Origin of the sequence: Nonomuraea rhodomycinica, assembly GCF_013363995.1 — a bacterium.
GTDB classification, from domain to species: Bacteria; Actinomycetota; Actinomycetes; order Streptosporangiales; family Streptosporangiaceae; genus Nonomuraea; species Nonomuraea rhodomycinica.
In genome coordinates this window covers 1-25,775 of record NZ_JABWGO010000022.1, presented here as the reverse complement: position 1 = coordinate 25,775, position 25,775 = coordinate 1, and the positions used below count along the sequence as shown (strand labels likewise).

Sequence of the window (25,775 nt, the reverse complement as noted above, 5' to 3'; positions counted from 1 at the left end):
CCGGAGCGGCGGTGGCGCCTACAGGGCGTCGGGGCCGCGCTCGCCGGTGCGGACGCGGATGACCGTGTCCACGGGCACCGACCAGACCTTGCCGTCGCCGATCTTCCCGGTCTGGGCCGCCTTGACGATGACGTCGATCACGTCGTCGGCGTCGTCCTCGTCCGCCAGCACCTCCAGCCGGACCTTCGGCACCAGGTCCACCTGGTACTCGGCGCCCCGGTAGACCTCGGTGTGGCCGCGCTGCCGGCCGTAGCCGCTGGCCTCGCTGACCGTCATGCCCTTGATGCCGAACTGCTCCAGGGCGGCCTTCACGTCATCGAGCTTGAAGGGCTTGATGACCGCGGTGATGAGTCTCATGCGTCCACCTTCTTAGGCGCCGGGGTGACGGCGGGCCCGTTGGGGGATGCCACGCCGGAGGCGTGGACGGTGCCGAGGTCGTAGCCGGTCTCGGCGTGGGTGGTGATGTCGATGCCGGTGACCTCTTCCTCGGCCGTGACCCGGAAGCCCATCACCTTGTCGATGATCTTGCCGAGGACCCAGGTGACGACGAAGGAGTAGCCGCCGACGGCGACCGGGCCGAGCACCTGGAGGCCGAGCTGGGTCAGGCCCCCGCCGTAGAACAGGCCCTTGTTCTGCTGATCCAGGAAGGGGTAGGCGGCCAGGAAGCCGAGGGAGACGGCGCCGATGACGCCGCCCACCAGGTGGACGCCGACCACGTCGAGGGAGTCGTCGAAGTCGAGCTTGTACTTCAGGCCGACGGCGTAGGCGCAGACCGCGCCGGCGACCAGGCCGATGAGCATCGCGGCCCAGGGGTCCACGAAGCCGCAGGCGGGCGTGATGGCGACCAGGCCGGCGACCGCGCCGGAGGCGACGCCGAGGCTGGTGGCGTGGCCGTCGCGCATCTTCTCGACGACGAGCCAGGCGCCGGCCGCGACGGCGGTGGCGATCTGGGTGTTCATGAACGCCAGGCCGGCCGTGCCGTCCACCGCCAGCTCGGAGCCGGCGTTGAAGCCGAACCAGCCGAACCAGAGCAGACCGGCGCCGAGCAGCACCAGCGTGAGGTTGTGCGGGCGCATCGGCTCCTTGCGCCAGCCCTTGCGCTTGCCGAGGACCAGGGCGAGGGCGAGCGCGGCGGCGCCGGCGTTGATGTGGACGACCGTGCCGCCCGCGAAGTCCTCGATGCCGAGGGTGTTCAGCCAGCCGGTGCCCCAGACCCAGTGGGCGACGGGGAAGTACACGATCGTGGCCCAGACGAAGCTGAACAGCACCCAGGCGCCGAACTTCGCGCGGTCCGCGATCGCGCCGCTGATCAGGGCGACCGTGATGATGGCGAACGTCAGCTGGAAGGCCGAGAAGACCAGGCTGGGCATGCCCGTGCCGTCGTCCTTGGTCGCCGTGTCGACGAGGCTCTGCAGCCCGACGTGGTCGAGGCCGCCGACGAACTGGTTCAGCCAGGACATGGAATTGTCGCTGAACGCCAGCGAGTGCCCGTAGAGCACCCAGGCGATCGTCACGGTGATGATGGCGACGAACGACATCATCATCATGTTCAGGACGCTCTTGGCCCTGGTCATGCCCCCGTAGAAGAACGCGAGGCCCGGAGTCATCAGCAGTACCAACGCGGTGGCCGTGAGCATCCAGGCAGTCGTGCCGCTATCGATCTTCACGACGCGACCCTCCTTACATATGACGTGTGGCCACAGCGTGTTCGTCCGCGGTTTCATGGCTCGACCAGGCGTGTTTCACGTTCGTGAATCTCGCCTCAGTGGTGTTTCGCGGTTGTTTCGGGCTTTTCACACCCTGCGTTCCGGACATGACGGGCACTACACTTAGGGTTGCCTTACCTAAACGATCAAGGAACCCACATGCGTCTCCGCCTGGCCGCCGCGGCCCTGCTCCCCCTGCTCGCGCTCACCGCCTGCGGCGCCTCCACCCCGTCCCAGGACTCCGGTCCGACCCGGACCGTCAAGCACGCCATGGGCGTCACGAAGGTCCCGGCGGAGCCCAAGCGGGTCGTGGTGCTCGACACCGACAAGCTCGACACGATGGTGTCGCTCGGCCTGACGCCGGTGGGCGCGGCGCAGGCGGCCGAGAGCCAGGCGTGGCCGAAGTACCTGGGCTCCGCCCTGTCGGCCACCAAGCCCGTGGGCACGCTCCAGCAGCTCAACCTGGAGGCCATCATGGCGCTCAAGCCCGACCTGATCCTCGGCACCAAGTTCCGCCAGGCCGCCTTCTACGACAAGCTCAGCAAGATCGCGCCCACGGTGTTCACCGAGAAGGTCGGCGTCACCTGGAAGCAGAACTTCCTGCTCGACGCCGAGGCCCTGGGCAAGAAGGAGCGGGCCGCCGAGCTGCTGTCGGCCTACGAGGCGCGGGCCAAGCAGGTCGGCGCCAAGTTCACCTCGCTCAAGGTGAGCATCGTCCGCTTCATGCCGACGGAGATCCGCATGTACGGTCCCGAGTCGTTCAGCGGCATCGTGGTCGGCGACGCGGGCATCCCGCGGCCCGAGGCGCAGCGGCTGGCCGACCAGGCCGACAAGCGCTTCGGCAAGGTCAGCCAGGAGAACATCGCCCAGGCCGACGCCGACGCCGTCTTCTACAGCGCGTACGGCGAGGCGGCCGCCAAGAGCCAGGCGGCGGTGACCGGCGGGCCGCTGTGGAAGAACCTCGCGGCCGTCAAGGCGGGGCACGCCTACAACGTGGACGACGAGATCTGGATGCTGGGCATCGGGGTCACGGCCGCCGGCAAGATCCTCGACGACCTCGACACCCACCTGACCCCGCTCGTCTGAGCCTCTCCCGGCCCCCCTTCGCTCCTACGAGCGGCGGGTGCGGAGCTTCTGGCGGTTGCCGCAGCGGCTCATCGAGCACCAGCGGCGGGCCCCCGGGCGCGAGGTGTCGAGGAAGATCAGGTAGCAGTTGTCCCCCGCGCACATGCGCACCCGCCCGGCCCGCGGGCCGCTGAACAGGTCGATCGCGTCCCGGGCCACGGCCGACAGGAACTGCGAGGCCGTCACCGGGTAGGCCCAGCCGCGCTCCCGGTCCGCCCCGATCACCGGCACGGGCGGCGGCGCGGCGGCGGCGGCGTTCAGCACCCGCAGATCGTCCCCGGCCGGGGACGCCGCCTCGCCGGGCGGGTCCTCGATCGGGGACGGAACCCCCGGGACGCCCTCGGCCCCGGCGGAGCGCACGGCGAGGCGCCAGATCGCGGCCCGCAGCCGCCTGGCCGCCGTCAGGTCGCCCGGCCCGGCCGTGACCGGCCCCTCGATCCCGAGCCGCGTCAGGGGCGCCCAGGCCGCCAGGTCGGCGGGCTCGCGCAGCAGCTCCCACGGCTCCACGGCCCCGCTGAGCAGGAACTCCAGGCACAGCGTGCCCGCGTCGAACCTGAACCGCTGCCCGTCCCCGCCCGTCAGCAGCATCCCGCTTGCGTCCTCCACGGGAACACTGTAACACTTGACACCACTTAAACCGGTGTCACCCGACTGGAGGAGATCCCCCATGGACGAGCTGATCGCGCTGACCGAGAAGGCGTGGGAGGCCAACCGGAACGGCGACGCCGCCTTCTACGACCGCTTCCTCACCGAGGACGTCCTCAGCGTCTCGCCCTGGGGCGTGGTGACCGACCGCGCCGCCATCCTCAGGGGCTTCGCCGAGAACCAGAACCCGTACACGCGGACCGACCAGTCCGACCACCGGGTGGTCATGCTGACCGAGGACAGCGCGATCCACACCAGCACCGTCGAGATCGACATGCTCGTCGGCGGCACCACCGAGCGGACCATGCGCGTCTACGCGACGACCTCCCTGGTGCGCCGGGACGGCGAGTGGAAGGCCGCGCACTTCCAGATCACCCCCGCGCCCGAGCGCTGACCGGCCCCCCGCCCCAGGGTGCACGGGCGCTCAGGCGCCCGCTCTCGCGCGCTCGGACTCCCAGAAGGCGCGCAGGTGGGGCACCAGCTCGGCGGCCCGCTCCTCGGGGAAGAACAGCCGTCCGCCCTCGATCTCCACGACCCTCCTGACGCCGGGGATCGTGTCGCGCAGCCACCGCGCCCACCGCGTCTCGAAGAAGACGTCGCCCGTGCCCCACACCACGAGCGCGGGCACGGCCAGCAGGGTGAGCGCCGGCTCGATGGCGATCATGTCCTTGGCGTCGATCGAGGTCAGCAGCCGTTCGAACGCCTTGCCGCCGCCCGGCTTGCCGAAGATGGGCCGCAGGTACGCCTCGACGACCGCCGCCGGGTCGTCGAGGCGTTCGTAGCTCTGGCCGTACGCGGTGGCCGACAGCAGCTCCGGCCGGTCGAGCACGGCCCCGACGAGCCCGGCCAGCTCCCCCCGCTCGGCCAGCTCGACCGTCGGCCGGAACGCCGGGGGCGGCGTGTCGTCGTGGACGTCGCAGTTGGTCAGCGTGAGCGTGCGCAGCCGCGCGGGGTGGCGGACGGCGAGCTGCTGGGCGACGGCGCCGCCCGTGTCGTTGGCGACCAGGTCGACCGGGCCGAGCCCCAGCGCGGCGCAGAACTCCTCGACCGCGTCCGCGAGCGCCGGCAGCGACAGGTCCTGGCGGATGTCGCTGCCGCCGTGCACGGGCAGGTCGGGCGCCACGCAGCGGCGCTCGCCGCGCAGCTCGGCGACGACGTGCCGCCACAGGTGCGAGCTGGTGCCCACCCCGTGCAGGAACAGCGTCACGGGCCCTTCGCCCTCGTCCACGTACGTCAGCCCGGCGACCTTGGCCATGGCGTCCTCCACTCCCCCGGGCCTTGGGGCCCGCAAAACAGACCGACTGTCGGTCTGGAAACTAACCGACCGAGAGTCGGTATGTCTAGAGTGGGGACATGAGTCCCAGGGCAGAGCGCGGCGCCGCCACGCGCGAGAAGGTGGTCGCCATCGCCCGCCGCCTGTTCGCCGAGCACGGCTACGAGGGCACCTCGATCGAGGCCGTGCTGCACGAGTCGGGCCTGAGCCGGGGCGCGCTCTACCACCACTACGCGGGCAAGGACGCGCTGTTCGAGGCGGTGCTGGAGGCCGTCGAGGCGGAGACGGGCCGGGCGATCCTCGCCTCGGTGCGGGGCGTCGAGGATCCCCGTCAGGCCCTGGTGACGGGCTGCCTGGAGTGGATGCGACTGGCGGGCGACCCGGTGGTGCGCCGCATCGTGCTGATCGACGCGCCCTCGGTGCTCGGCTGGGAGCGCTGGCGGGCCATGGAGGAGCGGTACGCGTTCGGCATGCTGAAGGCGGCGTTGCAGGCGGCGGAGGCGGTGCCGGAGGAGTTCGCCGACCTGCACGCGCACATGCTGCTGGCGGCCGTCAACGAGAGCGCGCTGCTGGTGGCGCGCGGCGGCGGCCCCGAGGCGGCCCAGGCCGCCCTGGAGGACTTCCTGCGCCGCGTCCTCGGCCCCACGCCCTGAGGACAGGACGCCGGGAGGGCCGAGGAGGCGGCGGGCGGGTCAGGCGGCGGCGGTGGCCATGCGGCGCAGCCGCGCCAGCGCGTCGCGCTCGATGCGGCGGGCGCGGTCACGGCCGATGCCGTAGCGCTCGCCCACCTCGGTCAGCGTGTGCTCGCGCCCGTCGACCAGCCCGTAGCGCCAGCGCAGCATGTCACGCGTGTCGCCCTCCAGGCCGGTCAGCCACTCGTCGAGCCGCTCGCGCTCCAGGATGTCGATGGCCTGCTGCTCCGGGTCGGCCCAGGTCTCGTCGGCGATCATGTCGCCCAGCTCGGTCTCGTCCTCGTCGCCCACGCCGAGCTGGAGCGACACCGGGTCGGAGGCCCAGCGGCGCAGCTCACGCACCCGCTCGATGGGCAGTTCGAGGATCTCGGCGAGGTCGTCGTCCGTCGGCTCGACGTCGAACTCGGCCAGCATGTCGCGCCGCACCCGCATCAGCCGGGTCATCTGCTCGCCGGCGTGCGTGGGCAGCCGCACCGGCCGCGCCTGCTCGTGGATGGCCCGCCCCACCGACTGCCGGATCCACCACGTGGCGTACGTCGAGAACTTGTAGCCCCGCTTGTAGTCGAACTTCTCCACCGCCCGGACCAGCCCCAGGTTGCCCTCCTGGACCAGGTCGATCAGCGGCATGCCCCGCCCCGAATACTTCCGCGCCACCGCGACGACCAGCCGCAGGTTGGCCTGGATGAACTCGTCCTTCGCCCGCCGGCCCGACACCGCCAGGCGCTCCAGCTCCTCGTCGGCCGCGTCCCCGATCCGCGGCTCCGAGCCCCCGCTGTCGAGCAGCTGCTCGGCGAAGAGGCCCGCCTCGATGCGCTTGGCGAGCTCGACCTCCTCCTCCGCCGTGAGCAGCGGGACCCGGCCGATCTCGGCCAGATACGTCCCCAGCAGATCGCGCTCGGCGACGTGCTGCTCCTGCGTGCGACTCCCCGTAGGCCTTGCCATCCCCAGGCACCTCGTTCCGCAGCTGCTTGTATAACCCGGCAACGTCCGGCGAGATGCAAAGATTCCCTAAAGGGGTACGACCAGCGGACGGTTCTGGATGTCCTCCTCAAGGAGGAGACCGGCCTGGAAGACCTGGTGAACGAGGGGGACGCCGGGCCGGTAGGCGAGGTGTACGTACGAGGGCGCGTCGAGGACCACGAGATCGGCCCGGGCCCCCGGACGCAGCCAGCCTACGTCCGTACGGCGCAGCGCGCGCGCCCCGCCGTACGTGGCCGCCCGCACCGCCTCCAGCGGCGTCATCCCCATCTCCCGCACGGCCAGCGCGACGCAGAACGGCATGGAGGAGGTGAACGACGAGCCGGGGTTGCAGTCGGTGGCCAGGGCGACGGTCACCCCGGCGTCGAGGAGCCGCCGCGCGTCGGGGTACGGCGAGCGGGTGGAGAACTCCGCCCCGGGCAGGAGCGTCGCCACCGTGCCGGAGGAGGCGAGCGCGTCCACGTCGGCGGCGGTCAGGTGGGTGCAGTGGTCGGCCGAGGCCGCCCCCAGCTCGCAGGCGATCAGCACGCCGGGGCCGGGGCCGAGCTGGGCGGCGTGCACCCGGGCCTGGAGCCCGGCCGCGATCCCGGCCCGCAGGATCTCCCGCGTCTGGTCGCCGTCGAAGGCCCCCCGCTCGCAGAAGACGTCCACCCACTTCGCGTACGGCGCGCAGGCCGCCAGCATCTCCCCCGTGACCAGCCGCACGTAGTCGTCGGCCGACGTGCCGGACGGCACCACGTGCGCCCCGAGGAACGTCGTCTCGTCGGTCAGCCCGGTCGCGATCTCCAGCGAGCGCCGCTCGTCCTCGACGCTCAGCCCGTAGCCGCTCTTGATCTCGACCGTGGTGGTGCCCTGCGCGAGCATCTCGGCCACCAGGGCGGCGGCGTGGGTGGCCAGCTCGGCGTCGCCGGCCCGGCGGGTGGCCTCCACCGTGGACCTGATGCCGCCCGCGGAGTACGGGCGGCCGGACATGCGGGCCTCGAACTCGGCGGTCCGGTCGCCGGCGAAGACGAGGTGCGCGTGGCTGTCCACGAACCCCGGCACGACGCACCGGCCCCCGGCGTCCACGCGCCGGTCGGCCTGGGGCGCCTCGGCGGCGGGCCCCACCCAGGCGACGCGCCCGCCCTCGGCGACGAGCGCCGCGTCCCGGAGCTCCTCGCGCTCCGGGTCGGCCGTGTAGAGCAGCCCGATCCCGTCGATCAGCGTCGCCGTCATGGCGTCCCTCCCCTGGCGTTCCCGCCCGTCGTCCCGCGGATACCGTAGGTCGTCATCGCAGCCGTCCGATCGCCTCGGCCAGCATGGCGCCCACGTCGCCCAGCACGTGCCGGCCGTCGCTCACCACCCGCCGGCCCCCCGAGATCACCGAGTGCACGTCCGCCGCCGTCGCCGCGTACACCACCGCCTCCGGCGTCGCCCCAGCGCCGGCCGTACGGACCGTGTCCAGGCGCACCGACACCAGGTCGGCCCACGCGCCCGGCACGAGCATCCCCGCGTCCGGGAACCCGAGCGAGGTGTGGCCCGCGGTGGTGGCGGCGGTCAGCAGCTCGGCGGCCCGCCAGTGGCCGCGCCGGTGGCTGGCCAGCCGCTCGTCCAGCTCGACGCCCCGCGCCTCCTCGAACAGGTCGATCACGGCGTGGCTGTCGGAGCCGAGCGTGATCGGCGAGCCCCGGTCGAACAGCGCGCGGGCGGGGCCGATGCCGTCGGCGAGGTCGCGCTCGGTGGTGGGGCACATGCAGACATGGGTGCCGGACCGGCCGAGCAGCTCGACGTCCACCTCGGTCAGGTGGGTGGCGTGGACGGCGGTGGAGCGCGGGCCGAGGGCGCCGTGCTCGTGCAGGATCCGCACGGGGGTCGCGGCGTACATCTCGACGCACGCCGCGTTCTCGGCGACCTGCTCGGAGACGTGGGCGTGCAGCGGCACGGCGTGCCGGTGAGAGAACTCGGCCACCACGGGCACGTGCTCCGGCGGCACCGCGCGCACGGAGTGGACGGCCACCCCGATCTCCACGCCGGACCGCCCCGCGTAGGCGGCGGCCAGGTCCTCGGCCCGCTCCGCCCACCGCTCGGAGTCGCCGTCGCCGAAGCGGATCTGCGCGCCCGACAGCGGTTCGCCGAACCCGCCCGTCAGGTAGCAGGCGTCGAGCAGCGCGATCCGCAGCCCCGCCTCGCGGGCGGCCTCGACGAGCGCGTGGCCCATGGCGTTGGGATCGTCGTAGGGCCGCCCGTCCGGCCCGTGGTGCAGGTAGTGGAACTCGCCGACGCAGGTGATCCCGGCCAGCGCCATCTCGGCGTAGACGGCGCGGGCGAGGGCGAGGTAGCCGTCGGGGTCGAGGCGGGCGGCGACGCCGTACATCTGCTCGCGCCAGGTCCAGAAGTCGCCGCGGCCCGTCTGGGTGACGCCGCGCAGCGCCCGGTGGAAGGCGTGGGAGTGGGCGTTGGCCAGGCCCGGGACGGTGAGCCCGGCGAGCCGCTCGGCCCCCGCGGGCTCGCCGCGGGTCACCCGGGTGATCCGCTCGCCGTCGATCTCGACGAGCACGCCGTCGGCGACGCCCTCGGGCAGCCAGGCGTGCTCGCACCAGTACGTCAGCGGCACAGGTCCTCCAGGACGCTCGCGAGCACGGCGACCCCGGTCTCGCAGTCGGCGGGGTCGGCGTGCTCCTCGGGCGAGTGCGAGACGCCGGTGGGGTTGCGGACGAACAGCATCGCGGTGGGCACGCCGGCCGCCGCGAGGATCCCGGCGTCGTGCCCGGCGCCGGTCGGGAGCACCGGCACGGGCGCCACCTCGGCCCGCACGCGGTCGCGGGCGTCTCCGGGCGCCGCCGCCGGACTGGCAAGCTCGCGGGCCTCTCCGGGCGCCTTGTCCGACCCGGCGAGGGCGCGGGCCTCTCCCGGCGCCGCTTCAGGGCCGGCGAGGGCGCGGCCGGCGACGGCGGCGAGACGGTCGCGCAGTCCCGCCTCGAAGTCCACCACCGGCGTCCACGACTCCTCGGCCGCCTCCACCCCGGCCGCCTCGGCGAGCTCGGCCACCAGCGCCCGCACCTGCGTCTCGGCGGCCCCGCGCGCGTCGAGCCAGGCTGACACCAGGCCGGGCACGGCGTTGGTGTTGCCCGGCGAGATCCGGGCCCGGCCCACGGTCGCGACCACGCCGTGCCGGACCGCCGCCTCGCGGGCCGCGAGCACCATGCGGGCGAACGGCAGCATCGGGTCGTCGCGGTCCTCCAGCCGGGTGGTGCCCGCGTGGTCGGCCCGGCCGCGGAAGTCGAAGCGCCAGCGGCCGTGCGGCCAGATCGCGCTCGCGACGCCGACCGGGCTGCCCGTGGCGGCCAGCCCGCGGCCCTGCTCGACGTGGAGCTCCACGAACGTGCCGACCATGCCCAGGGTCTCGTCGTCCTTGCCCAGGTCGCCCGGCCGGCGGCCGGCCCGGGTGAGGACGTCGGCGAGCGTGTCGCCGGCGTCGTCGGTCAGCCCGAGCGCCCGGTCAGGGGCGAGCGCCCCGGTCAGCAGCCGCGACCCGACGCACGGCACCCCGAACCGGGCGCCCTCCTCGTCGGTGAAGCAGGCCACGCCCAGCGGCCTGGCGGGCCGCACGCCGCGCCGCCGCAGCAGGTCGAGGGCCGCGAAGGCGGAGACCACGCCGAGCGGCCCGTCGAAGGCGCCGCCCTGCCGCACGGAGTCGAGGTGGCTGCCGGTGACGACGCCGGGCTCGCGCGACGGGTCGCCCCACCACGCCCACAGGTTGCCGTTGCGGTCCTCGCGCAGGTCGAGCCCGAGCCGGCCGGCCTCGCCCCTGAACCACTCGCGCAGCTCGAGGTCGGCGGCCGACCAGGCGTCCCTGACGTAGCCGTTGGTGGAGGGGTCGCGTCCGATGCGCGCGAGGTCGTCCAGCATGGTGCCACTGTAGTGAATGAAGCCATTCAGTGGGGCGGCGGGTGATCAGTCGGCGCGGCGGGTGGTCAGGCGACCGGGCCCCCGCTGGGCCGCAGCGTGATCTCGGTGAGGTGGGCGTCCGGGCCGGCGTTGACGGCGGCCAGCACGGCGCGGGCGACCGTGTCGGCGCGCAGGTAGCGGTCCGGCTCGTACGCGCCGCCCTCCTGGTCGCGCACGCTGCGCTGCATGTCGGTGTCCACGCGGCCCGGGTAGACGGTCGTCACCCGCAGCTCCGGCTCCTCCAGGCGCAGCGCGTCGGCGAAGGCCCGCAGGGCGAACTTGCTGGCCGCGTACGCGCCCCAGTTGGGGTTGGCGCGCTGCCCCGCGCCCGAGTTGACGCAGATCACGTGCCCGCGGGCGGCGCGCAACGCGGGCAGCAGCAGCCGGGTCAGCTCGGCCACGGCCACGACGTTGATCTCCATCGTGCGCCGCCAGGTGTCGGCGGTCAGCTCCGCGACGTGCCCGAGGAGGGCGACGCCGGCACTGTGGACGAGCAGGTCGAGCCGCTCCACGCCGGCCACGTCGGCGGGGCCGACCTCGGTCAGCTCGACGGGCCACGGCCGGGCGTCGGGCAGCTCGCCGGCCAGCTTGCCCAGGGCCTCGGCGTCGCGGCCACCGAGCAGGACGTGGTGCGTGGGCGCCAGCGCCCGGGCGACGGCCTCGCCCACTCCCCGGGAGGCGCCGGTGACCAGCGCCGTCGGTCGTTCGGTCATGCGCAGCAGTTTACGACCGGGACACGTACGCGAATCTTGAGCTGCCGGGGGGCGCCGCCGCCGATGACGCCGGCGCCCGGGTGGATGGCGCGGGATCGCCGGCCGGCCGTACCCGCCTGTCAGTCGGGGTCGCCCTGGACGAACGTCCCGGTCTCGTCGGTCATCCGCTCGTACTCCTCCAGCCGCGCCTGCGTGCGCAGCGGCGCCGCGTCGGCCATGGCCTCCACCAGGGCCATGGCCAGGGCCAGCGGCGCGGCGTGGGAGTCGAACACCAGCCGGTCGCCCACGGGAGCGTCCAGCACGATCTCGGCGGGGAAGCCCGGCTTGTCGGTGATGACCGCCGTGCGCAGGCCGAGCTTGCCGGCGTACTCCAGGGCCTGGACCGCCTCCACCGGGTAGCGGGGCAGCAGCACCGCCACCACCCACTCCGCCCCGGCCCGGCGGGCGGCGTGCAGGCCGTCGGCCAGCTCCGACCCGCCGTGTGTGAGCAGCCGCACGTCGGGGTGGATGCGGCGGGCGTAGTAGGCGAACGTGGTGGCGAGCCCCGACGAGACGCGCAGCCCGAGGACGACCAGCGGCTCGGTCGCGGCCAGCGCCTCGCCCGCCTCCTTGAGCGGCAGCGACGCCAGGCGCTCGCGCAGCAGGGTGAGGTTGCGGATCTCGTTGTCGAAGGCGCCGCGCAGCAGGCTGTCCCGCGGCGCCTCGACCGCGCCGCCCATCACCATGGGCCGCAGCGCCTGCCGCAGCTCCGGGTAGCCGGCGAAGCCCAGCACGACGGCGAACCGGGTCACCGACGGCTGGCTCACGCCCGCCCGCTCGGCCAGCTCCACGCTGGACAGGAAGATGGCCTCGTCGAGGTGCTCCGACAGGTAATGGGCGATCCTGCGCTGCACGGGCGACAGCCTCCGGCCGTTGAGCAGCGGCTCCATCGCACCGTGATATCCACCCACCACGCCACCTCTAACACCACGCGGGCCGCATTATCATCCCTCGCACCACCGGCGGCCGTCCCGTTCCTCTCCCCGAAGGGCCCGGAACGGCCGCCGGCGACGCCGTCAGGACTCCCGCATCGGGATGCGCACGCCGCGCTCCTGCGCGACCCGCGCCGCCTCGTCGTAGCCGGCGTCCACGTGCCGCATCACGCCCGTGCCCGGGTCGTTGGTCAGCACGCGGGTGACCTTCTCGCGGGCCAGGGCCGTGCCGTCGGCCACCGTGACCTGGCCTGCGTGGATCGAACGGCCCATGCCGACGCCGCCGCCGTGGTGGATCGACACCCAGGCGGCGCCCGAGGCGGTGTTGAGCATGGCGTTCAGCAGCGGCCAGTCGGCGATCGCGTCGGAGCCGTCGGCCATCGCCTCGGTCTCGCGGTACGGCGAGGCGACCGACCCGCTGTCGAGGTGGTCGCGGCCGATGACGACCGGAGCCTGGAGCTCCCCGGAGGCCACCATGTCGTTGAACCGCTCGCCCGCCAGGTGCCGCTCGCCGTACCCGAGCCAGCAGATGCGCGCGGGCAGCCCCTGGAAGTGCACCTTCTCCCCGGCGGCGCGGATCCACCGCGCCAGCGGCTCGTTGTCCGGGAACAGGTCGAGGACGGCGCGGTCGGTGGCGGCGATGTCGGCCGGGTCGCCGCTCAGCGCCGCCCACCGGAACGGGCCCTTGCCCTCGCAGAACAGCGGCCGGATGTAGGCCGGCACGAAGCCGGGGAAGTCGAAGGCCCGCTCGTAGCCGGCCAGCTGCGCCTCGCCCCGGATGGAGTTGCCGTAGTCGAACACCTCGGCCCCGGCGTCCTTGAAGCCGACCATGGCCTCGACGTGCCGGGCCATCGACTCGCGGGCGCGGCGGGTGAAGGCGGCCGGGTCCTTGTCGCGCTCGGCCGCCATGTCCTCGAACGCGACGCCGACCGGCAGGTACATGAGCGGGTCGTGGGCCGAGGTCTGGTCGGTGACGATGTCGATCTCGGCGCCGCGGGCCAGCAGCTCGGGCACGGCCTCGGCGGCGTTGGCGACGACGCCGATGGACAGCGGGCGGCGGGCGTCGCGGGCCTCGTAGGCCAGGCGCAGCGCCTCGTCCAGCGAGGACGCCTGGACGTCGAGGTAGCGGTGCTCGATGCGGCGCGACACCGAGCGCGGGTCGCAGTCGAGGCAGATGACGACGCCGCCGTTGAGGGTGACGGCCAGTGGCTGGGCGCCGCCCATGCCGCCGAGGCCGGCCGTGAGCGTGATCGTCCCGGCCAGCGACCCGCCGAACTTCTTCTCGGCCACGGCGGCGAACGTCTCGTACGTGCCCTGCAGGATGCCCTGGGTGCCGATGTAGATCCACGAGCCCGCGGTCATCTGCCCGTACATCGTGAGCCCGGCCGCCTCCAGGCGCCGGAACTCCTCCCAGTGCGCCCAGTCGGGCACCAGGTTGGAGTTGGCGATCAGGACGCGCGGCGCCCACTCGTGGGTGCGGAAGACGCCGACCGGGCGGCCGGACTGGACGAGCAGCGTCTCGTCGCCCTCCAGCGTCGTCAGCGTCCTGACCAGCGCGTCGAACGACGCCCAGTCGCGCGCCGCCTTGCCCGAGCCGCCGTAGACGACCAGCTGCTCGGGGTGCTCGGCCACCTCCGGATCCAGGTTGTTCTGGAGCATCCGGAGGGCGGCCTCCTGGGGCCACCCCTTCGCGGTCAGCGTGGTGCCTCGCGGCGCGCGCACGGTGCGGCTCATGCGACCTCCTGAATGAAGGCATTCATCTATGTCTCTGGAAGAGTAACAATGCCTCAGGACACCAGGAACTGGGTGGCCGCCAGCTCACGGTAGAGGTCGTCGTGGCCGACCAGCTCCTCGTGCGTGCCGGACGCCCGTACGCCGCCGCCCTCCATGACGACGATGCGGCCCGCGTTGGTCACGGTGGACAGGCGGTGCGCGATGACCAGCACGGTGGTCTCGGTGGCGACCTCGGCGATGACCTCGCGCAGCCGCAGCTCGTTGACCGCGTCGAGCTGCGAGGTGGCCTCGTCCAGCAGGAGCAGCCGGGGCTTGCGCAGCAGCGCCCGGGCGATGGCGACCCGCTGCCGCTCGCCGCCGGACAGCAGCACGCCGCGGTGGCCGACCGGCGTCTCCAGTCCCTCGGGCAGCCGGGCGACGAGGTCGTCGAGGCGGGTGCGGGCGATCGCGCTCCACAGCTCGTCCTCGGCGGCGCCGGGGGCGGCGAACAGGAGGTTCTCGCGCAGGGTCCCGGCGAGCACGGGCGCGTCCTGCTCGACGTACCCGAGGGCGGCGCGCAGCTCGGCGAGCGGCCAGTCGCGGATGTCGCGACCGCCGACGAGGATGGACCCGGACTGGTGGTCGTAGAAGCGTTCGAGCAGGGCGAAGACCGTGGACTTGCCGGCGCCGGACGGCCCGACGAGCGCGGTCAGCCCGCCCGCGGGCACCTCGAAGGTCACCCCGTCGTGCACGGCGGGCCGGTCCTCGCCGTACCGGAACACCACGTCCTCGAACCGCACCCCGACCGGCTCGGCCCGTTCCGGAGCCGTGGAGCGCTCCTCGACGCGGGCGGCGGGGGCCGCGGGGGCGGCGACCGGCTCGGCGGGCAGGTCCTCGATCTCCTTGATCCGCTTCATCGCGGCCAGGCCCTGCTGGAGCTGGACGGCTCCCTCGACGAGCTGCCCGATGGGCGCGACCAGGTAGAACAGGTACAGCAGGAACGCGATCAGCGACGAGATCGCCAGCGCGCCGGACGCGACCCGCGACCCGCCGACCGCGAGCACGCTGAGGAACGCGAGCTGCACGGCCATCCACGTGGCCACACCGGCCAGCGAGGTCCACCCGGCCACCTGGAGCCCTCGGGCGCGGGCCCGCTCGGCCGCGTCGCCGACGACCGCGATCTCCCGCTCCTCGGCCCCGCTCGCCTTGACCGTCCGGTACGCCTGGAGCGCCCGGTCGAGGACGGCGCCCATGTCGCCCACCGCCGTCTGGGCCTCCTGCTGCGCCCGCTGGATCCGCGGCATGATCAGCGCCGTCATGCCGCCGATCACGACGACCACGAGCAGCGTGACGAGCAGCAGCACGCCGTCCATGGCCGCCATCATGACCACGGCCCCGACGAGCATGAAGACCGCGCCGACGGAGTTGACGATGCCGTTGGTCAGCACGGCCCGCAGCAGGGTCGTGTCGCCGGTCACCCGGGACAGCAGGTCGCCGGGCTTGAGCCGGTCCACGTCGGCCACCTTGAGGCGGAGCATCCGGTCCACGAGGCGGCGACGGGCGCCGAGCACGATGCCCTCGCCGGTGCGCTCCATGAGGTAGTTGCCCCCGGCCGACACCACGGCCCCGACCAGGACCGCCACGGTGAGCCCGGCGAGCGGGCCGGCGATCGACCCGCCCTGCCCGAAGGCGTCCACGACGTACTTGGCCAGCAACGGCATGGCGAGCCCCGCCACCGAGCCGACCAGGCCCAGTAACCCCCCGATGACGAGGATCCCCCGGTGCGGGCGAACGTAGGAGAGCAGCTCCTTGATCACCACGCCTCCTTTCGCGACACATCTCGATCAATCCTGAAACGCCCAACGAACGGGCGCGCACGTTCGGCACCCGTCAACCTAAATTGACGACCAAAGTATGTCAACTTCGGTTGACGCTCCGCCCTCCGGACTCCTCCCCGAGGAGGAGGGCTTCGCGATCTCCCCGCGGAGACCTCGCGATCGGCCACACCCGAACGCGCCCGGGACGTTCCGCGACGAGGACCGCCGCGGCACCGGCACGTTCCCGGACGACAACGGCCCCCTCACCTCGCTCGACGACGTCGGCCCTGGCGCCGGTCCGGCGCTGCGCTCGGTCACCGCCCTCTGGTCCCGGGGCTGGCGAGCCGGCGGAGGCGTCCCTATAGTCATGTCCATGAGTAGTCATCGACATGACTATGAGGGATGACGGGTGGCCCTCAGGCACGCGGTGCTGGCGGCGCTGCTCGACGGCGAGCACAGCGGCTACCAGCTCGCCAAGATCTTCGACGTGGGCGTGGCCAACTTCTGGTACGCCGCCCCCCAGCAGCTCTACGCCGAGCTGGCCCGGCTGGAGGCCGACGGCCTGGTCAGCGGCCGGGAGGTCGTGCAGCACGGCCGGCCGAACAAGCGGGTCTTCACGGTCACCGAGGCGGGCATCGCCGAGCTGGCCGCGTTCGCCGCCGCGCCCGGCAAGCCGCTGCTGATCCGCTACGACCTGGCGGTCAAGGTGCACGCCGTGGACGGGCTCGACCCGGCCCCGGTGATCGCGCAGCTCCTCGAACGGGCCGAGGAGGCCGCGGCCAAGCTGGAGCTGTTCGAGCGGACACTGCGCCGGCTGCGGGGTGACCTGGCCGAGGAGGAGTTCCTGCGCCGGGGCGAGCGCGTCGGCCCGTACCTGTCGTGCCTGGGCGGGTGCCGGCTGGAGCGGGAGATGCGCGACTGGTGCCTGGCCACGGCCCGCGTCCTGACCGAACGCGCCGCCACGCCCGCCGGCGCCGACCGGCCCGCAGACCCCGCACCGTCCGTCCCGTCCGTCGCCGACCGGCCGGCGACGAACAGCGAGCGAGAGGACCCGCGATGACCCACACGCGTTACGTCGCCCTCGGCGACAGCCAGACCGAGGGGCTCGGCGACGCCGACGAGGCCGGCGGCCTGCGCGGCTGGGCCGACCGGTTCGCCGAGCTGCTCGCCGAGCGCGAGCCCGGCCTGCTCTACGCGAACCTGGCCGTGCGCGGCCGGCTGGCCACCCAGGTGCGCGACGAGCAGCTCGCCCCCGCCCTGGCGCTGCGGCCCGACCTCGCGACCGTCATGGCCGGCATGAACGACCTGATCCGTCCCCGCTTCGACGCCGCGGCGGTGGCGGACGCGCTGGAGGACATGTTCGCGGCGCTGACCGGCGCGGGCGCGACCGTCCTGACCGTGACCTTCCCGGACGTCGGCCGCATCGTCCCCATGGCCCGTCCGCTGCTGCCCCGGGTGATCGACCTCAACGCCCGCGTCCTCGCCGCGGCCGAACGGCACGACGTCCTGGTCGTGGACACGTTCCCGCACGCGGCCGTCACCGACGCGCGGCTGTGGAGCCTCGACCGGCTGCACGCCGGCCCGCTCGGCCACGCCCGCATCGCCGCAGCGATGGCGCACACCCTGGGGCTGCCCGGCAGCGACGACTCGTGGACCCTTCCGCTGCCCGCCCTCCCCCGGCCCACTCCGTGGCGGGTGGCGCGGGGAGAGCTGCGCTGGTTCGCGGAGTTCGCCGCGCCGTGGGTCCGCCGCCGCCTGCGCGGCCGTTCCTCCGGCGACGGCCGCACGGCCAAGCGCCCGGCCCTCCTGCCCGTCGCCCGCCCCGTCGCCGCGGAGCGAGAGGCCGCGCCGGTCGCGGACTGAGAAGCCGGGCCGGTCGCGGAGTGAGAGGCCGGGCCGGTCGTGGAGTGAGAGGCCGGGCCGGTCGTGCGGCCGTCCGGGGACGGCCCGGTGTCAGTCGATCTCCGGTACGTCCGGGTCGTCCACGTCGGTGTCGCCCTCCTCGGCCCGGCGCAGCTTGACGTCCTCCACCCACGCCAGCGCGAAGCCCCGCACCCCGGCGACCTCGTCCGGCGCCACCCCGGCGGCCTCGAAGTCCTCGTCCGGGATCAGCTCGGCGAACTCCAGCCGCATCACCAGCTCCGGCAGCGAGAACGCGGCGACGTGCGGCCGGCCCAGCGCCTCCAGCTCCCGGAACGAGCGGCCCCCGGCCGCCGCCGCGACCCCCGCCAGGTCACCGGCCAGGCCGCGCTCGTGCAGGTCGCGCACCATGAGGCCGACCTGCTCGTCCGAGGCGGTCTCGTCCAGGCCCCCGCCCGAGCCTCCGTCCACGACCTCGTCCCTCATGGTGACTCCTCTCTCAGGGGAGCCGGCGGCCGCGCCGCGTGGACGGCAGGTCGTGCCGGCCCGACACGAACTCCTGGAAGGCGATCTTGGCGGTGATCACCGGCCGGCGCCACCGCTCCTCCCGGTGGACGGCCTTGGCCATCTTGCGCGACGAACGTCCGGCGAAGAACCAGTGCGCCCACGGCGACCCGGGCCGCGCCAGCCGGACGGCGCCCACCATGAGCAGCACGGGCACGAACAGGCCCACGAGCCCGGTCCAGATCTTGCCCTTGAGCAGGGTGACGACGGCCAGCACGAGGTTGGCCACGATGAGCACGGCGGGGTTGACGGGGGTGCCGTAGTCCCAGCTCAGCGGGCGCAGGCCCATGAGCAGCAGCCCCGTGACGGCGACCGCGACGAACACCGCGTCGACCGAGGTGCGCCCCTCCTCCTCCCAGTACACGTCGTGCAGGTGCAGGATGAGCGCGAACTCGTCGAGCACGAGCGCCGAGCCGATCCCGAAGATCGAGGCCGCGGCGGCATAGCTGACCTGCGACGCCGACGAGACGATCAGTCCGGTGACGCCGCCCACGAGCATGAGCACCACGCCGAAGACGACGTGGTGGATGTGCATCTCCCCGACGTTGACGTCGCGGAACCAGCCGATCTTCGCCCTGATCAGCCGGACGTTGATGCGGGTGGCGACGAACGAGACGATGAGCGCGACGAAGAAGCAGAACAGCGGCAGCCGTCCCGTCGCGATGATGCTCTGCTCGAACCAGTTCCCCATGACCTCGTCTTCGATGCTACGAGCCCGCCATACCCATATGTGGCGAAAACGATCTCAGGAGAGGAACGCGCGAAGCAACGCGGCGGTGCCCTCCAGGTGCTCGGCGACGGCGCGGCGGGCCGCCTCGGGGTCGCCGGCCAGGATGGCGGCGACGATCGCCTGGTGCTGGCTCGCCGCGTGTTCCAGGTTGACCTGGAGCATGGGGATGGCGTTGAGCAGGTCGCTGACCCGCAGGCGGGCGTCGGCGCAGGTGGCGGCGAGCAGCGGGGAGCCGGTGAGCTCGGCGATCGACAGGTGGAAGGCGGTGTCGAGGCGCCGGTAGTCCTCGACGCGGGCCTCGTCGAGGTCGGCCAGGCGGCGCCGCAGCACCGCCCGCTGCTCGTCGGTCAGCTCGCTCGCGGCCAGCACGGCGGCGGCGCCGCACTCCACCGCCATCCGGAACGTCAGGGCGTCCGTCAGGTCGGCGGTGCCCATGTCGGCCACGACGCGGCGCAGGTCACCCGTTCCCGGCTGGGGCGGGACGTAGGTGACGAACGCGCCGCCGTAGCGGCCCCGCCGTACGTCGAGATAGCCCGCCTCCTGCAGGGCCCTGATGGCCTCGCGCAGGGTCACCCTGCTGATGCCGAGCTGGACGGCGAGCTCGCGCTCGGGCGGGAGCTTGGCCCCCGGCGCGACCACGCCGAGCTTGATCGCCTGGAGGAGCCGTTCCACGGTCTCCTCGAAGGCGTTGCCCGCCCGCACCGGGCGGAGCACCGTCATCAGTCGCGCAGAGTCGTCCACTGTGTCCTCGGGGCGTGTCACCGGCCCGGCCATCGGGCACCGTCTCCTGGGGTCTTGACAATCCATCCCACCATGGACCTCAATGGTCTAACACTAGCCCAATCAACGGGAAAGCGCGTCATCCGGATGGGAGCGAGCACGTGAGCGAGGTGAACACGCCAGGCGGGCCCGGCCTTCTCGGGGTGGAGGAGCTGCGCGAGGAGGTGGCGGCCGGGCGGATCGACACCGTGCTGCTCGCCATCGCCGACATGCAGGGCCGGCTGCAGGGCAAGCGGCTGTCCGCGCGGTACTTCCTGGAGGAGGTCCTGCACCACGGCTCCGAGGGCTGCAACTACCTGCTGGCCGTGGACGTGGACATGAACACGGTCTCCGGCTACGCCATGTCGTCCTGGGAGCGGGGCTACGGCGACTTCGTCATGCGCCCCGACCTGTCCACGCTGCGCCGCGTCCCGTGGCAGGAGGGCACGGCCATGCTCATGGCCGACCTGGCGTGGGAGGACGGCTCCGACGTGACCGCCTCGCCCCGGCAGATCCTGCGCCGCCAGCTCGCCCGCCTGGCCGAGCACGGCCTGGACGCCTACGTCGGCACCGAGCTGGAGTTCGTGGTCTACGACGACAGCTACGAGGACGCCCAGCGGCGCGGCTACCGCGACCTGAACCCGGCCAACCTCTACAACGTCGACTACTCCCTGCTCGGCACCGCCCGCGTGGAGCCCCTGCTGCGCCGGATCCGGCGCGAGATGGAGGGCGCCGGCATGTACGTCGAGTCGGCCAAGGGCGAGTGCAACCTCGGCCAGCACGAGATCGCCTTCCGCTACGACGAGGCGCTGCGCACCTGCGACAACCACGCGATCTACAAGAACGGCGCCAAGGAGATCGCCGCCCAGGAGGGCCGCTCGATCACCTTCATGGCCAAGCCGAACCAGCGTGAGGGCAACTCCTGCCACATCCACATCTCGGTGCGGAGCCGCGACGGCGATCCGGTCATGGCGGGCGACGGGGCGTACGGGATGTCGGAGCTGGGCGCGCGCTTCATCGCCGGGCAGCTCGCCTGCATGCGGGAGCTCACGCTGCTGTTCGCGCCGAACATCAACTCGTACAAGAGGTACGTGCCGGGCAGCTTCGCGCCGACCGCGGTCAAGTGGGGCGTGGACAACCGGACCTGCGCGCTGCGCCTGGTGGGCCACGGGCCGTCGCTGCGGGTGGAGAACCGGGTGCCGGGCGGCGACGTCAACCCGTACCTCGCCGTGTCGGCGCTGGTGGCGGCGGGGCTGCACGGCATCGAGAACGAGCTGCCGCTGGAGGAGCCGTTCGGGGGCAACGCCTACGCCTCGGGCGCCGAGACCGTGCCGCACACGCTGCGCGACGCGCTGGCCCTGTTCGAGGGCTCCAAGCTGGCCCGGGAGGCGTTCGGCGAGGACGTGGTCGAGCACTACGCCAACTGCGCCAGAGTGGAGCTGACCGCCTTCGACGCGGCGGTGACGGACTGGGAGCTGTACCGCGGCTTCGAACGGATGTGAACGGACTGTGACGGGCAAGGCATGAAGATCATCAATCCGGCGACCGAAGAGGTCGTCGCGGACGTCGAGATGGCCGACGCGGCCGAGGTGGACCGCGCGGTGGAGCGGGCCAGGCGCGCCTACGCGTCCTGGCGCGAGGTGGCGCCCGGGGACCGGGCGCGGCTGCTGCGCCGCTTCGCCGACCTGGTGGACGCGCACGGCGAGGAGCTGGCGCGGCTGGAGACGGCCAACGCCGGCCACCCGATCGGCAACTCCCGCTGGGAGGCGGGCGCGGTCCGCGACGTGCTGCACTTCTACGCGGGGGCGCCCGAGCGCAACCACGGCAAGCAGATCCCGGTGCCCGGGGGCGTGGACGTCACGTTCCAGGAGCCGCTGGGCGTCGTGGGCGTCATCGTGCCCTGGAACTTCCCGATGCTGATCACCAGCTGGGGCGTCGCGCCGGCGCTCGCGGCGGGCAACACGGTGATCGTCAAGCCCGCCGAGTGGACCCCGCTGACCGCGCTGAGGCTGGCCGAGCTGGCCCTGGCCGCGGGCCTCCCCGAGGGGGTGCTCCAGGTGCTGCCTGGGGCAGGGGAGGTGGCGGGGGCCCGGCTGGTCGAGCACCCGGACGTGGCCAAGATCGTGTTCACCGGCTCGACCGAGGTCGGCAAGGAGATCGCGGCCAAGGCGGCGGCGCACGTCAAGCGCGTCACGCTGGAGCTCGGCGGCAAGTCGGCCAACATCGTCTTCGCCGACGCCGACCTGGACAAGGCCGCCCGCAGCGCCCCCTACGCGGTCTTCGACAACTCCGGCCAGGACTGCTGCGCCCGTTCGCGGCTGCTCGTCCAGGCCGAGGTGTACGACGAGTTCCTCGACCGCCTCGCGCCGGCCGTGCTCGGCCTCAAGGTGGGCGACCCGCTCGACGAGAGCACCGAGATGGGGCCGCTGGTCAGCGCCGAGCACCTGGAGCGGGTGCGCGGCTTCGTCGAGGACCGGCCCCACCTGCAGGGCACGTGCCCGCAGGGCAAGGGCTACTGGTTCCCGGCGACGGTCCTGACCTCGAAGGTCACCGACCGCGCCTTCACCGAGGAGATCTTCGGGCCGGTCGTGTCGGTCGTGCCGTTCGCCGACGAGGCGGAGGCCGTCCGGATCGCCAACGACACCCGTTACGGCCTGAGCGGCTCCATCTGGACGCGCGACGTCGGGCGGGCGCTGCGCGTGGCCCGAGCGGTCGAGGCCGGCGCCCTGTCGGTCAACTCCAACTCGTCGGTGCGCTACTGGACGCCGTTCGGCGGCTTCAAGGAGTCCGGCCTCGGCCGCGAGCTCGGCCCCGACGCCCTGTCCGCCTTCACCGAGACCAAGAACGTCTTCATCTCATCGGAGTGACACTCATGCAGCGTTTGCAGGACCGCGTCGCCGTCATCACCGGCGCGGGCAGCGGCATCGGGCTGGCCACGGCCCGCCGGTTCGCCGAGGAGGGCGCCCGGGTCGTGTGCGTGGACGTCGACGAGGAGGCGGGCACCAAGGCCGCCTCCGAGGTCGGCGGGCTGTTCGTGCGGGCGGACGTGACCAGCGAGGCCGACGTCGAGCGCATGTACCGGACCGCGTTCGACACCTACGGCAGCGTGGACGTCGCGTTCAACAACGCCGGCATCTCGCCGCCCGACGACGACTCGATCCTGGAGACCGGGCTCGACGCCTGGCGGCGCGTCCAGGAGGTCAACCTGACCAGCGTCTATCTGTGCTGCAAGCACGCCATCCCGTACATGCGGCGCCAGGGCAAGGGCTCGATCATCAACACGGCGTCGTTCGTGGCGGTCATGGGGTCGGCGACCTCGCAGATCTCCTACACCGCCTCCAAGGGCGGCGTGCTCGCCATGTCGCGCGAGCTCGGCGTGCAGTTCGCCCGCGAGGGCATCCGGGTCAACGCCCTGTGCCCGGGGCCGGTCAACACGCCGCTGCTCCAGGAGCTGTTCGCCAAGGACCCCGAGCGCGCCCAGCGCCGGCTCGTGCACGTGCCGGTCGGCCGCTTCGCCGAGGCGTCGGAGATCGCCGCCGCGGTGGCGTTCCTGGCCAGCGACGACTCGTCGTTCATCACGGCGTCGGAGTTCCTCGTCGACGGGGGCATCTCCGGCGCGTACGTGACGCCGCTGTAAGGAGGTGCTGATCGTGTCCCGTCCGGTCATCGGCATCACGACGTACGTGGAGCCGGCCCGTTACACCGTCTGGGAGCTGGACGCCGCGCTCCTGCCGTTCATGTACGTGGAGCAGGTGGTGCGGGCCGGCGGCCAGCCGGTGCTGCTGCCGCCGGCCGGCGAGCCCGGCCCGGTGGTGACGCGGCTGGACGGGCTGATCCTGGCCGGCGGGGGCGACATCGACCCCGCCCACTACCAGGAGGAGCCGCACGAGCGGGTCAGCTACGTCCGCGGCTTCCGCGACGACGCCGAGTTCGCCCTGCTGGAGGCGGCGCTGGAGCGGGAGCTGCCCTACCTGGGCGTCTGCCGCGGGCTCCAGGTGCTCAACGTCGCGCTCGACGGCAGCCTCCACCAGCACCTGCCGGACGTGGTGGGCCACACCGAGCACTCCCCCGGGCCGGGCGTGTTCGGCCACCTGCCCGTACGGCCCGTGCCGGGCTCCCGGCTGGCCAAGGCGATCGGCACGGAGCCCGTGGAGGTGCCGCACTACCACCACCAGGCCGTCGACCGGCTCGGGCTGGGGCTGAGCGTGACGGCCACGGCCGCCGACGGCACGGTGGAGGCCGTGGAGCTGGACGACCACCCGTTCGCCGTGGCCGTGCAGTGGCATCCGGAGGCGGCGGCCGACGGCGCCCTGTTCGAGGCCCTGGTCGCCGCCTGCTGAGGCGCGGGAGGCGGGGCGCGGCGCCCGCACGCGACAACAGCCCCGTTCCGGCACTAGGCTGGCGGGCATCACCGTCGAAACCGTGCGGGAGAGCGCCCTGACCGCCATCCAGGGCCCCTGAAGGAGCAAGCCCTCCCCGCGAACCTCTCAAGGCAAAGGACCGCGCGGACGAGGTGACCTCTGGAAAGCAGGCCCGCGGGCCTCGCCGAAGGTGAAAGTCCGGCAAAGCCCGGGCGAAGCTCTCAGGCATCCATGACAGAGGGGGAGGATCCTGGCATCCGACCCTGCCCTGAGGTGCGAAATGTCCCGACCTACACCGTTGCGAGACGTCCACGAGAGTCTCGGCGCGACACTCACCGACTTCGCCGGATGGCTCATGCCGCTGCGCTACGGCAGCGAGTCCGCCGAGCACAACGCCGTGCGGACCGCGGCCGGGCTGTTCGACCTCTCGCACATGGGCGAGATCTTCGTCACCGGGCCGCAGGCCGGCCAGGCGCTCGACTACGCGCTCGTCGGCCACCTGTCGGCGCTCGTCCCGGGCCGGGCCCGCTACACCATGATCGTCAACGAGCGCGGCGGAGTGCTCGACGACCTCATCGTCTACCGGCTGGGCGACGAGGAGTTCATGGTCGTGGCCAACGCCTCCAACTACGCGAAGGTGGCCGCCGAGCTGGCCGATCGCGCCAAGCCGTACGACGCGGTGGTCGAGGACCGCTCCGACCGGTACGCGCTGATCGCCGTGCAGGGGCCGCGCGCCCAGGAGATCCTCGCCACCCTCACCGACGCCGACCTGCCCGGACTCAAGTACTACGCGGGGCTGCCCGGCGTGGTCGACGGCCGGCAGGCGCTGATCGCGCGCACCGGCTACACCGGCGAGGACGGGTTCGAGCTGTTCGTGGCCAACGAGGACGCCGTGCCGCTCTGGCACGCCCTCACGCGGGCCGGCGAGCCGTACGGGCTGCGGCCGGCCGGCCTGTCCAGCCGTGACACGCTGCGCCTGGAGGCGGGCATGCCGCTGTACGGCAACGAGCTGGGCCCCGACCTGACCCCGTTCGACGCCGGGCTGGGCAGGGTGGTGAAATTCGACAAGCCGGGCGACTTCGTCGGCAGGTCGGCGCTGGAGGCGGTCAAGGACACGCCGCCGCGCCGCCGGCTCGTCGGTCTGGTCGCCCGGGGCCGCCGGGTGCCCCGTCACGGGTACCCGGTCACCCGGGACGGTGCCGTCGTCGGCGAGGTCACCAGCGGTGCCCCTTCCCAGACTCTGGGCAAGCCCATCGCGATGGCCTACGTCGACACCGGGGCCGGCGAAGGTCTGGCCGTGGACATCCGGGGCAGCCATGAGGCGATGGACCTCGTGGAGCTGCCTTTCTACAGGAGGAACAAGTGAGCGAAATCCCTGACGAGCTGAGCTACACCAAGGAGCACGAGTGGGTGGCCGGCGTTGACGAGGCCATCACGGTGACGATCGGCATCACGGCGTACGCCGCCGAGGCCCTTGGCGACGTGGTGTACGTCCAGCTCCCCGACGCGGGCACGACCGTCGCGGCCGGTGACTCGGTCGGCGAGGTGGAGTCCACCAAGTCGGTGAGCGAGATCTACTCCCCCGTCGGCGGCGAGGTCGTCGAGGTGAACCAGGCCGTGGTGGACGACCCCTCGCTGGTCAACAACGACCCGTACGGCGAGGGCTGGATGTTCCGCGTGCGCGTCGAGGGCGACCCCGAGGACCTGCTCTCGGCCGAGGAGTACACAGCCCTCACCTCGGGCGAGTCCTGACCCACCCGCCGGGGCCCGCCGGGCCCCGGCCCTGCTGAAGGGGCGCACATCAATGGCGATCAGCGTCTTCGACCTGTTCAAGGTCGGCATCGGCCCGTCGAGCTCGCACACCGGCGGCCCGATGGCCGCCGCGCACAAGTTCGCGCGCGGCCTCGACCAGGACGGCCTGCTGGACCAGGTCGCCCGCGT

Annotated in this window: 27 protein-coding genes and 2 riboswitches; of the genes, 12 read left to right on the top strand and 15 right to left on the bottom strand. The window is 73.0% G+C overall.

Annotation, left to right across the window (positions count from 1 at the left end; genetic code table 11):
* Window positions 1-18: 18 nt before the first annotated feature.
* Both HT134_RS43490 and HT134_RS43485 read right to left on the bottom strand, forming a co-directional pair.
* Window positions 19-357, bottom strand: coding sequence for a P-II family nitrogen regulator (locus HT134_RS43490; RefSeq protein WP_175595575.1), 339 nt, complete (start codon window positions 355-357; stop codon window positions 19-21).
* Entirely contained in the window at window positions 354-1,667 is a 1,314-nt protein-coding gene (locus HT134_RS43485; protein WP_175606360.1) for an ammonium transporter, read from the bottom strand. The genes HT134_RS43490 and HT134_RS43485 overlap by 4 nt, the downstream gene beginning before the upstream one ends.
* Window positions 1,668-1,865: 198 nt before the next feature.
* Here HT134_RS43485 and HT134_RS43480 point away from each other — a divergent pair, with 198 nt between their 5' ends.
* Entirely contained in the window at window positions 1,866-2,792 is a 927-nt protein-coding gene (locus HT134_RS43480) for an ABC transporter substrate-binding protein (RefSeq protein WP_175606359.1), read from the top strand.
* A gap of 24 nt (window positions 2,793-2,816) precedes the next feature.
* On the opposite strand, the gene HT134_RS43475 is transcribed toward HT134_RS43480, so the two are convergent.
* Window positions 2,817-3,437, bottom strand: coding sequence for a CGNR zinc finger domain-containing protein (locus HT134_RS43475; RefSeq protein WP_312888896.1), 621 nt, complete (start codon window positions 3,435-3,437; stop codon window positions 2,817-2,819).
* A 61-nt stretch (window positions 3,438-3,498) separates the two neighbouring features.
* Between HT134_RS43475 and HT134_RS43470 the strand changes: the two genes are divergently transcribed.
* The gene (locus HT134_RS43470) at window positions 3,499-3,870 is read left to right on the top strand and encodes a YybH family protein (protein WP_175606358.1); all 372 of its coding nucleotides are present in this window, start codon (window positions 3,499-3,501) and stop codon (window positions 3,868-3,870) included.
* A gap of 30 nt (window positions 3,871-3,900) precedes the next feature.
* Here the strand turns inward: HT134_RS43470 and HT134_RS43465 are convergent, their stop codons facing one another.
* On the bottom strand, window positions 3,901-4,731 hold the full coding sequence (locus tag HT134_RS43465; RefSeq protein ID WP_175606357.1) for an alpha/beta fold hydrolase: 831 nt from the start codon (window positions 4,729-4,731) through the stop codon (window positions 3,901-3,903).
* 98 nt (window positions 4,732-4,829) lie between these two features.
* On the opposite strand from HT134_RS43465, the gene HT134_RS43460 reads away from it, so the two are divergent.
* Window positions 4,830-5,402 (top strand): TetR/AcrR family transcriptional regulator, encoded by a 573-nt coding sequence (locus HT134_RS43460; RefSeq protein WP_175606356.1) that lies wholly within the window; start codon window positions 4,830-4,832, stop codon window positions 5,400-5,402.
* 39 nt (window positions 5,403-5,441) lie between these two features.
* On the opposite strand, the gene HT134_RS43455 is transcribed toward HT134_RS43460, so the two are convergent.
* From HT134_RS43455 to HT134_RS43420, 8 genes are all read right to left on the bottom strand, one after another.
* Window positions 5,442-6,383, bottom strand: coding sequence for a sigma-70 family RNA polymerase sigma factor (locus HT134_RS43455; protein WP_175595581.1), 942 nt, complete (start codon window positions 6,381-6,383; stop codon window positions 5,442-5,444).
* 66 nt (window positions 6,384-6,449) lie between these two features.
* Window positions 6,450-7,634 (bottom strand): imidazolonepropionase, encoded by a 1,185-nt coding sequence (hutI, locus tag HT134_RS43450; protein WP_175606355.1) that lies wholly within the window; start codon window positions 7,632-7,634, stop codon window positions 6,450-6,452.
* A gap of 52 nt (window positions 7,635-7,686) precedes the next feature.
* Window positions 7,687-9,012: a formimidoylglutamate deiminase gene (locus tag HT134_RS43445; RefSeq protein WP_175606354.1), complete on the bottom strand. Its 1,326-nt coding sequence runs from the start codon at window positions 9,010-9,012 to the stop codon at window positions 7,687-7,689.
* A complete protein-coding gene (locus tag HT134_RS43440) occupies window positions 9,003-10,307 on the bottom strand; it encodes an allantoate amidohydrolase (protein WP_175606353.1) in 1,305 nt (434 codons plus the stop codon). Before HT134_RS43440 ends, HT134_RS43445 begins: the two co-directional genes overlap by 10 nt.
* A 65-nt stretch (window positions 10,308-10,372) precedes the next feature.
* Window positions 10,373-11,059, bottom strand: coding sequence for an SDR family oxidoreductase (locus HT134_RS43435; RefSeq protein ID WP_175606352.1), 687 nt, complete (start codon window positions 11,057-11,059; stop codon window positions 10,373-10,375).
* Window positions 11,060-11,178: 119 nt separating this feature from the next.
* Window positions 11,179-11,988 (bottom strand): MurR/RpiR family transcriptional regulator, encoded by an 810-nt coding sequence (locus HT134_RS43430; RefSeq protein ID WP_175606351.1) that lies wholly within the window; start codon window positions 11,986-11,988, stop codon window positions 11,179-11,181.
* Window positions 11,989-12,114: 126 nt separating this feature from the next.
* Window positions 12,115-13,764, bottom strand: coding sequence for a urocanate hydratase (gene hutU / locus HT134_RS43425; RefSeq protein ID WP_175606350.1), 1,650 nt, complete (start codon window positions 13,762-13,764; stop codon window positions 12,115-12,117).
* 53 nt (window positions 13,765-13,817) lie between these two features.
* Entirely contained in the window at window positions 13,818-15,563 is a 1,746-nt protein-coding gene (locus HT134_RS43420; protein ID WP_175606349.1) for an ABC transporter ATP-binding protein, read from the bottom strand.
* A 406-nt stretch (window positions 15,564-15,969) separates the two neighbouring features.
* On the opposite strand from HT134_RS43420, the gene HT134_RS43415 reads away from it, so the two are divergent.
* Window positions 15,970-16,620, top strand: coding sequence for a PadR family transcriptional regulator (locus HT134_RS43415; protein ID WP_175606348.1), 651 nt, complete (start codon window positions 15,970-15,972; stop codon window positions 16,618-16,620).
* Window positions 16,617-17,423, top strand: a complete 807-nt coding sequence (locus HT134_RS43410; protein WP_175606347.1) for an SGNH/GDSL hydrolase family protein — start codon at window positions 16,617-16,619, stop codon at window positions 17,421-17,423. The genes HT134_RS43415 and HT134_RS43410 overlap by 4 nt, the downstream gene beginning before the upstream one ends.
* 90 nt (window positions 17,424-17,513) lie before the next feature.
* Here the strand turns inward: HT134_RS43410 and HT134_RS43405 are convergent, their stop codons facing one another.
* The 3 genes from HT134_RS43405 to HT134_RS43395 are packed head-to-tail and all read right to left on the bottom strand — an operon-like array spanning window position 17,514 to window position 19,434.
* Window positions 17,514-17,906 carry a hypothetical protein gene (locus HT134_RS43405; protein WP_175606346.1) on the bottom strand — a complete coding sequence of 131 codons (393 nt, stop codon included), beginning with the start codon at window positions 17,904-17,906 and terminating at the stop codon, window positions 17,514-17,516.
* Window positions 17,907-17,919: 13 nt separating this feature from the next.
* On the bottom strand, window positions 17,920-18,675 hold the full coding sequence (locus HT134_RS43400) for a hypothetical protein (protein ID WP_175606345.1): 756 nt from the start codon (window positions 18,673-18,675) through the stop codon (window positions 17,920-17,922).
* A 54-nt stretch (window positions 18,676-18,729) separates the two neighbouring features.
* Window positions 18,730-19,434 (bottom strand): FadR/GntR family transcriptional regulator, encoded by a 705-nt coding sequence (locus HT134_RS43395; RefSeq protein WP_175606344.1) that lies wholly within the window; start codon window positions 19,432-19,434, stop codon window positions 18,730-18,732.
* 170 nt (window positions 19,435-19,604) lie between these two features.
* Here HT134_RS43395 and HT134_RS43390 point away from each other — a divergent pair, with 170 nt between their 5' ends.
* From HT134_RS43390 to HT134_RS43360, 7 genes are all read left to right on the top strand, one after another.
* Entirely contained in the window at window positions 19,605-20,975 is a 1,371-nt protein-coding gene (locus HT134_RS43390) for a glutamine synthetase family protein (RefSeq protein WP_175606380.1), read from the top strand.
* A 21-nt stretch (window positions 20,976-20,996) separates the two neighbouring features.
* Window positions 20,997-22,340, top strand: coding sequence for an aldehyde dehydrogenase family protein (locus HT134_RS43385; RefSeq protein ID WP_175606343.1), 1,344 nt, complete (start codon window positions 20,997-20,999; stop codon window positions 22,338-22,340).
* A gap of 5 nt (window positions 22,341-22,345) precedes the next feature.
* Window positions 22,346-23,110 carry a 3-oxoacyl-ACP reductase gene (locus HT134_RS43380; RefSeq protein ID WP_175606342.1) on the top strand — a complete coding sequence of 255 codons (765 nt, stop codon included), beginning with the start codon at window positions 22,346-22,348 and terminating at the stop codon, window positions 23,108-23,110.
* Between the two features lie 13 nt (window positions 23,111-23,123).
* Complete coding sequence (locus tag HT134_RS43375) at window positions 23,124-23,813, top strand: gamma-glutamyl-gamma-aminobutyrate hydrolase family protein (protein WP_175606341.1); 690 nt, start codon at window positions 23,124-23,126, stop codon at window positions 23,811-23,813.
* Window positions 23,814-23,888: 75 nt separating this feature from the next.
* A riboswitch (glycine riboswitch) is annotated at window positions 23,889-23,986 on the top strand.
* Window positions 23,987-24,082, top strand: a riboswitch (glycine riboswitch).
* A 32-nt stretch (window positions 24,083-24,114) separates the two neighbouring features.
* Window positions 24,115-25,200, top strand: a complete 1,086-nt coding sequence (gene gcvT / locus HT134_RS43370) for a glycine cleavage system aminomethyltransferase GcvT (RefSeq protein WP_175606340.1) — start codon at window positions 24,115-24,117, stop codon at window positions 25,198-25,200.
* Entirely contained in the window at window positions 25,197-25,586 is a 390-nt protein-coding gene (gene gcvH / locus HT134_RS43365; protein WP_175606339.1) for a glycine cleavage system protein GcvH, read from the top strand. Before gcvT ends, gcvH begins: the two co-directional genes overlap by 4 nt.
* A 52-nt stretch (window positions 25,587-25,638) precedes the next feature.
* Window positions 25,639-25,775, top strand: a 137-nt coding sequence (locus HT134_RS43360; protein ID WP_281387916.1) for a serine dehydratase beta chain, incomplete at its 3' end; no start/stop codon positions are given.

Excerpts from the sequence above, each read along its gene's own strand:
- HT134_RS43490 (WP_175595575.1), bottom strand. The coding sequence starts at position 357 with ATGAGACTCATCACCGCGGTCATCAAGCCCTTCAAGCTCGATGACGTG.
- HT134_RS43480 (WP_175606359.1), top strand. The coding sequence starts at position 1,866 with ATGCGTCTCCGCCTGGCCGCCGCGGCCCTGCTCCCCCTGCTCGCGCTC.
- HT134_RS43470 (WP_175606358.1), top strand. The coding sequence starts at position 3,499 with ATGGACGAGCTGATCGCGCTGACCGAGAAGGCGTGGGAGGCCAACCGG.
- HT134_RS43465 (WP_175606357.1), bottom strand. The coding sequence starts at position 4,731 with ATGGCCAAGGTCGCCGGGCTGACGTACGTGGACGAGGGCGAAGGGCCC.
- HT134_RS43460 (WP_175606356.1), top strand. The coding sequence starts at position 4,830 with ATGAGTCCCAGGGCAGAGCGCGGCGCCGCCACGCGCGAGAAGGTGGTC.
- HT134_RS43455 (WP_175595581.1), bottom strand. The coding sequence starts at position 6,383 with ATGGCAAGGCCTACGGGGAGTCGCACGCAGGAGCAGCACGTCGCCGAG.
- hutI (WP_175606355.1), bottom strand. The coding sequence starts at position 7,634 with ATGACGGCGACGCTGATCGACGGGATCGGGCTGCTCTACACGGCCGAC.
- HT134_RS43440 (WP_175606353.1), bottom strand. The coding sequence starts at position 10,307 with ATGCTGGACGACCTCGCGCGCATCGGACGCGACCCCTCCACCAACGGC.
- HT134_RS43435 (WP_175606352.1), bottom strand. The coding sequence starts at position 11,059 with ATGACCGAACGACCGACGGCGCTGGTCACCGGCGCCTCCCGGGGAGTG.
- HT134_RS43430 (WP_175606351.1), bottom strand. The coding sequence starts at position 11,988 with ATGGAGCCGCTGCTCAACGGCCGGAGGCTGTCGCCCGTGCAGCGCAGG.
- hutU (WP_175606350.1), bottom strand. The coding sequence starts at position 13,764 with ATGAGCCGCACCGTGCGCGCGCCGCGAGGCACCACGCTGACCGCGAAG.
- HT134_RS43410 (WP_175606347.1), top strand. The coding sequence starts at position 16,617 with ATGACCCACACGCGTTACGTCGCCCTCGGCGACAGCCAGACCGAGGGG.
- HT134_RS43405 (WP_175606346.1), bottom strand. The coding sequence starts at position 17,906 with ATGAGGGACGAGGTCGTGGACGGAGGCTCGGGCGGGGGCCTGGACGAG.
- HT134_RS43400 (WP_175606345.1), bottom strand. The coding sequence starts at position 18,675 with ATGGGGAACTGGTTCGAGCAGAGCATCATCGCGACGGGACGGCTGCCG.
- HT134_RS43395 (WP_175606344.1), bottom strand. The coding sequence starts at position 19,434 with ATGACGGTGCTCCGCCCGGTGCGGGCGGGCAACGCCTTCGAGGAGACC.
- HT134_RS43385 (WP_175606343.1), top strand. The coding sequence starts at position 20,997 with ATGAAGATCATCAATCCGGCGACCGAAGAGGTCGTCGCGGACGTCGAG.
- HT134_RS43380 (WP_175606342.1), top strand. The coding sequence starts at position 22,346 with ATGCAGCGTTTGCAGGACCGCGTCGCCGTCATCACCGGCGCGGGCAGC.
- gcvT (WP_175606340.1), top strand. The coding sequence starts at position 24,115 with ATGTCCCGACCTACACCGTTGCGAGACGTCCACGAGAGTCTCGGCGCG.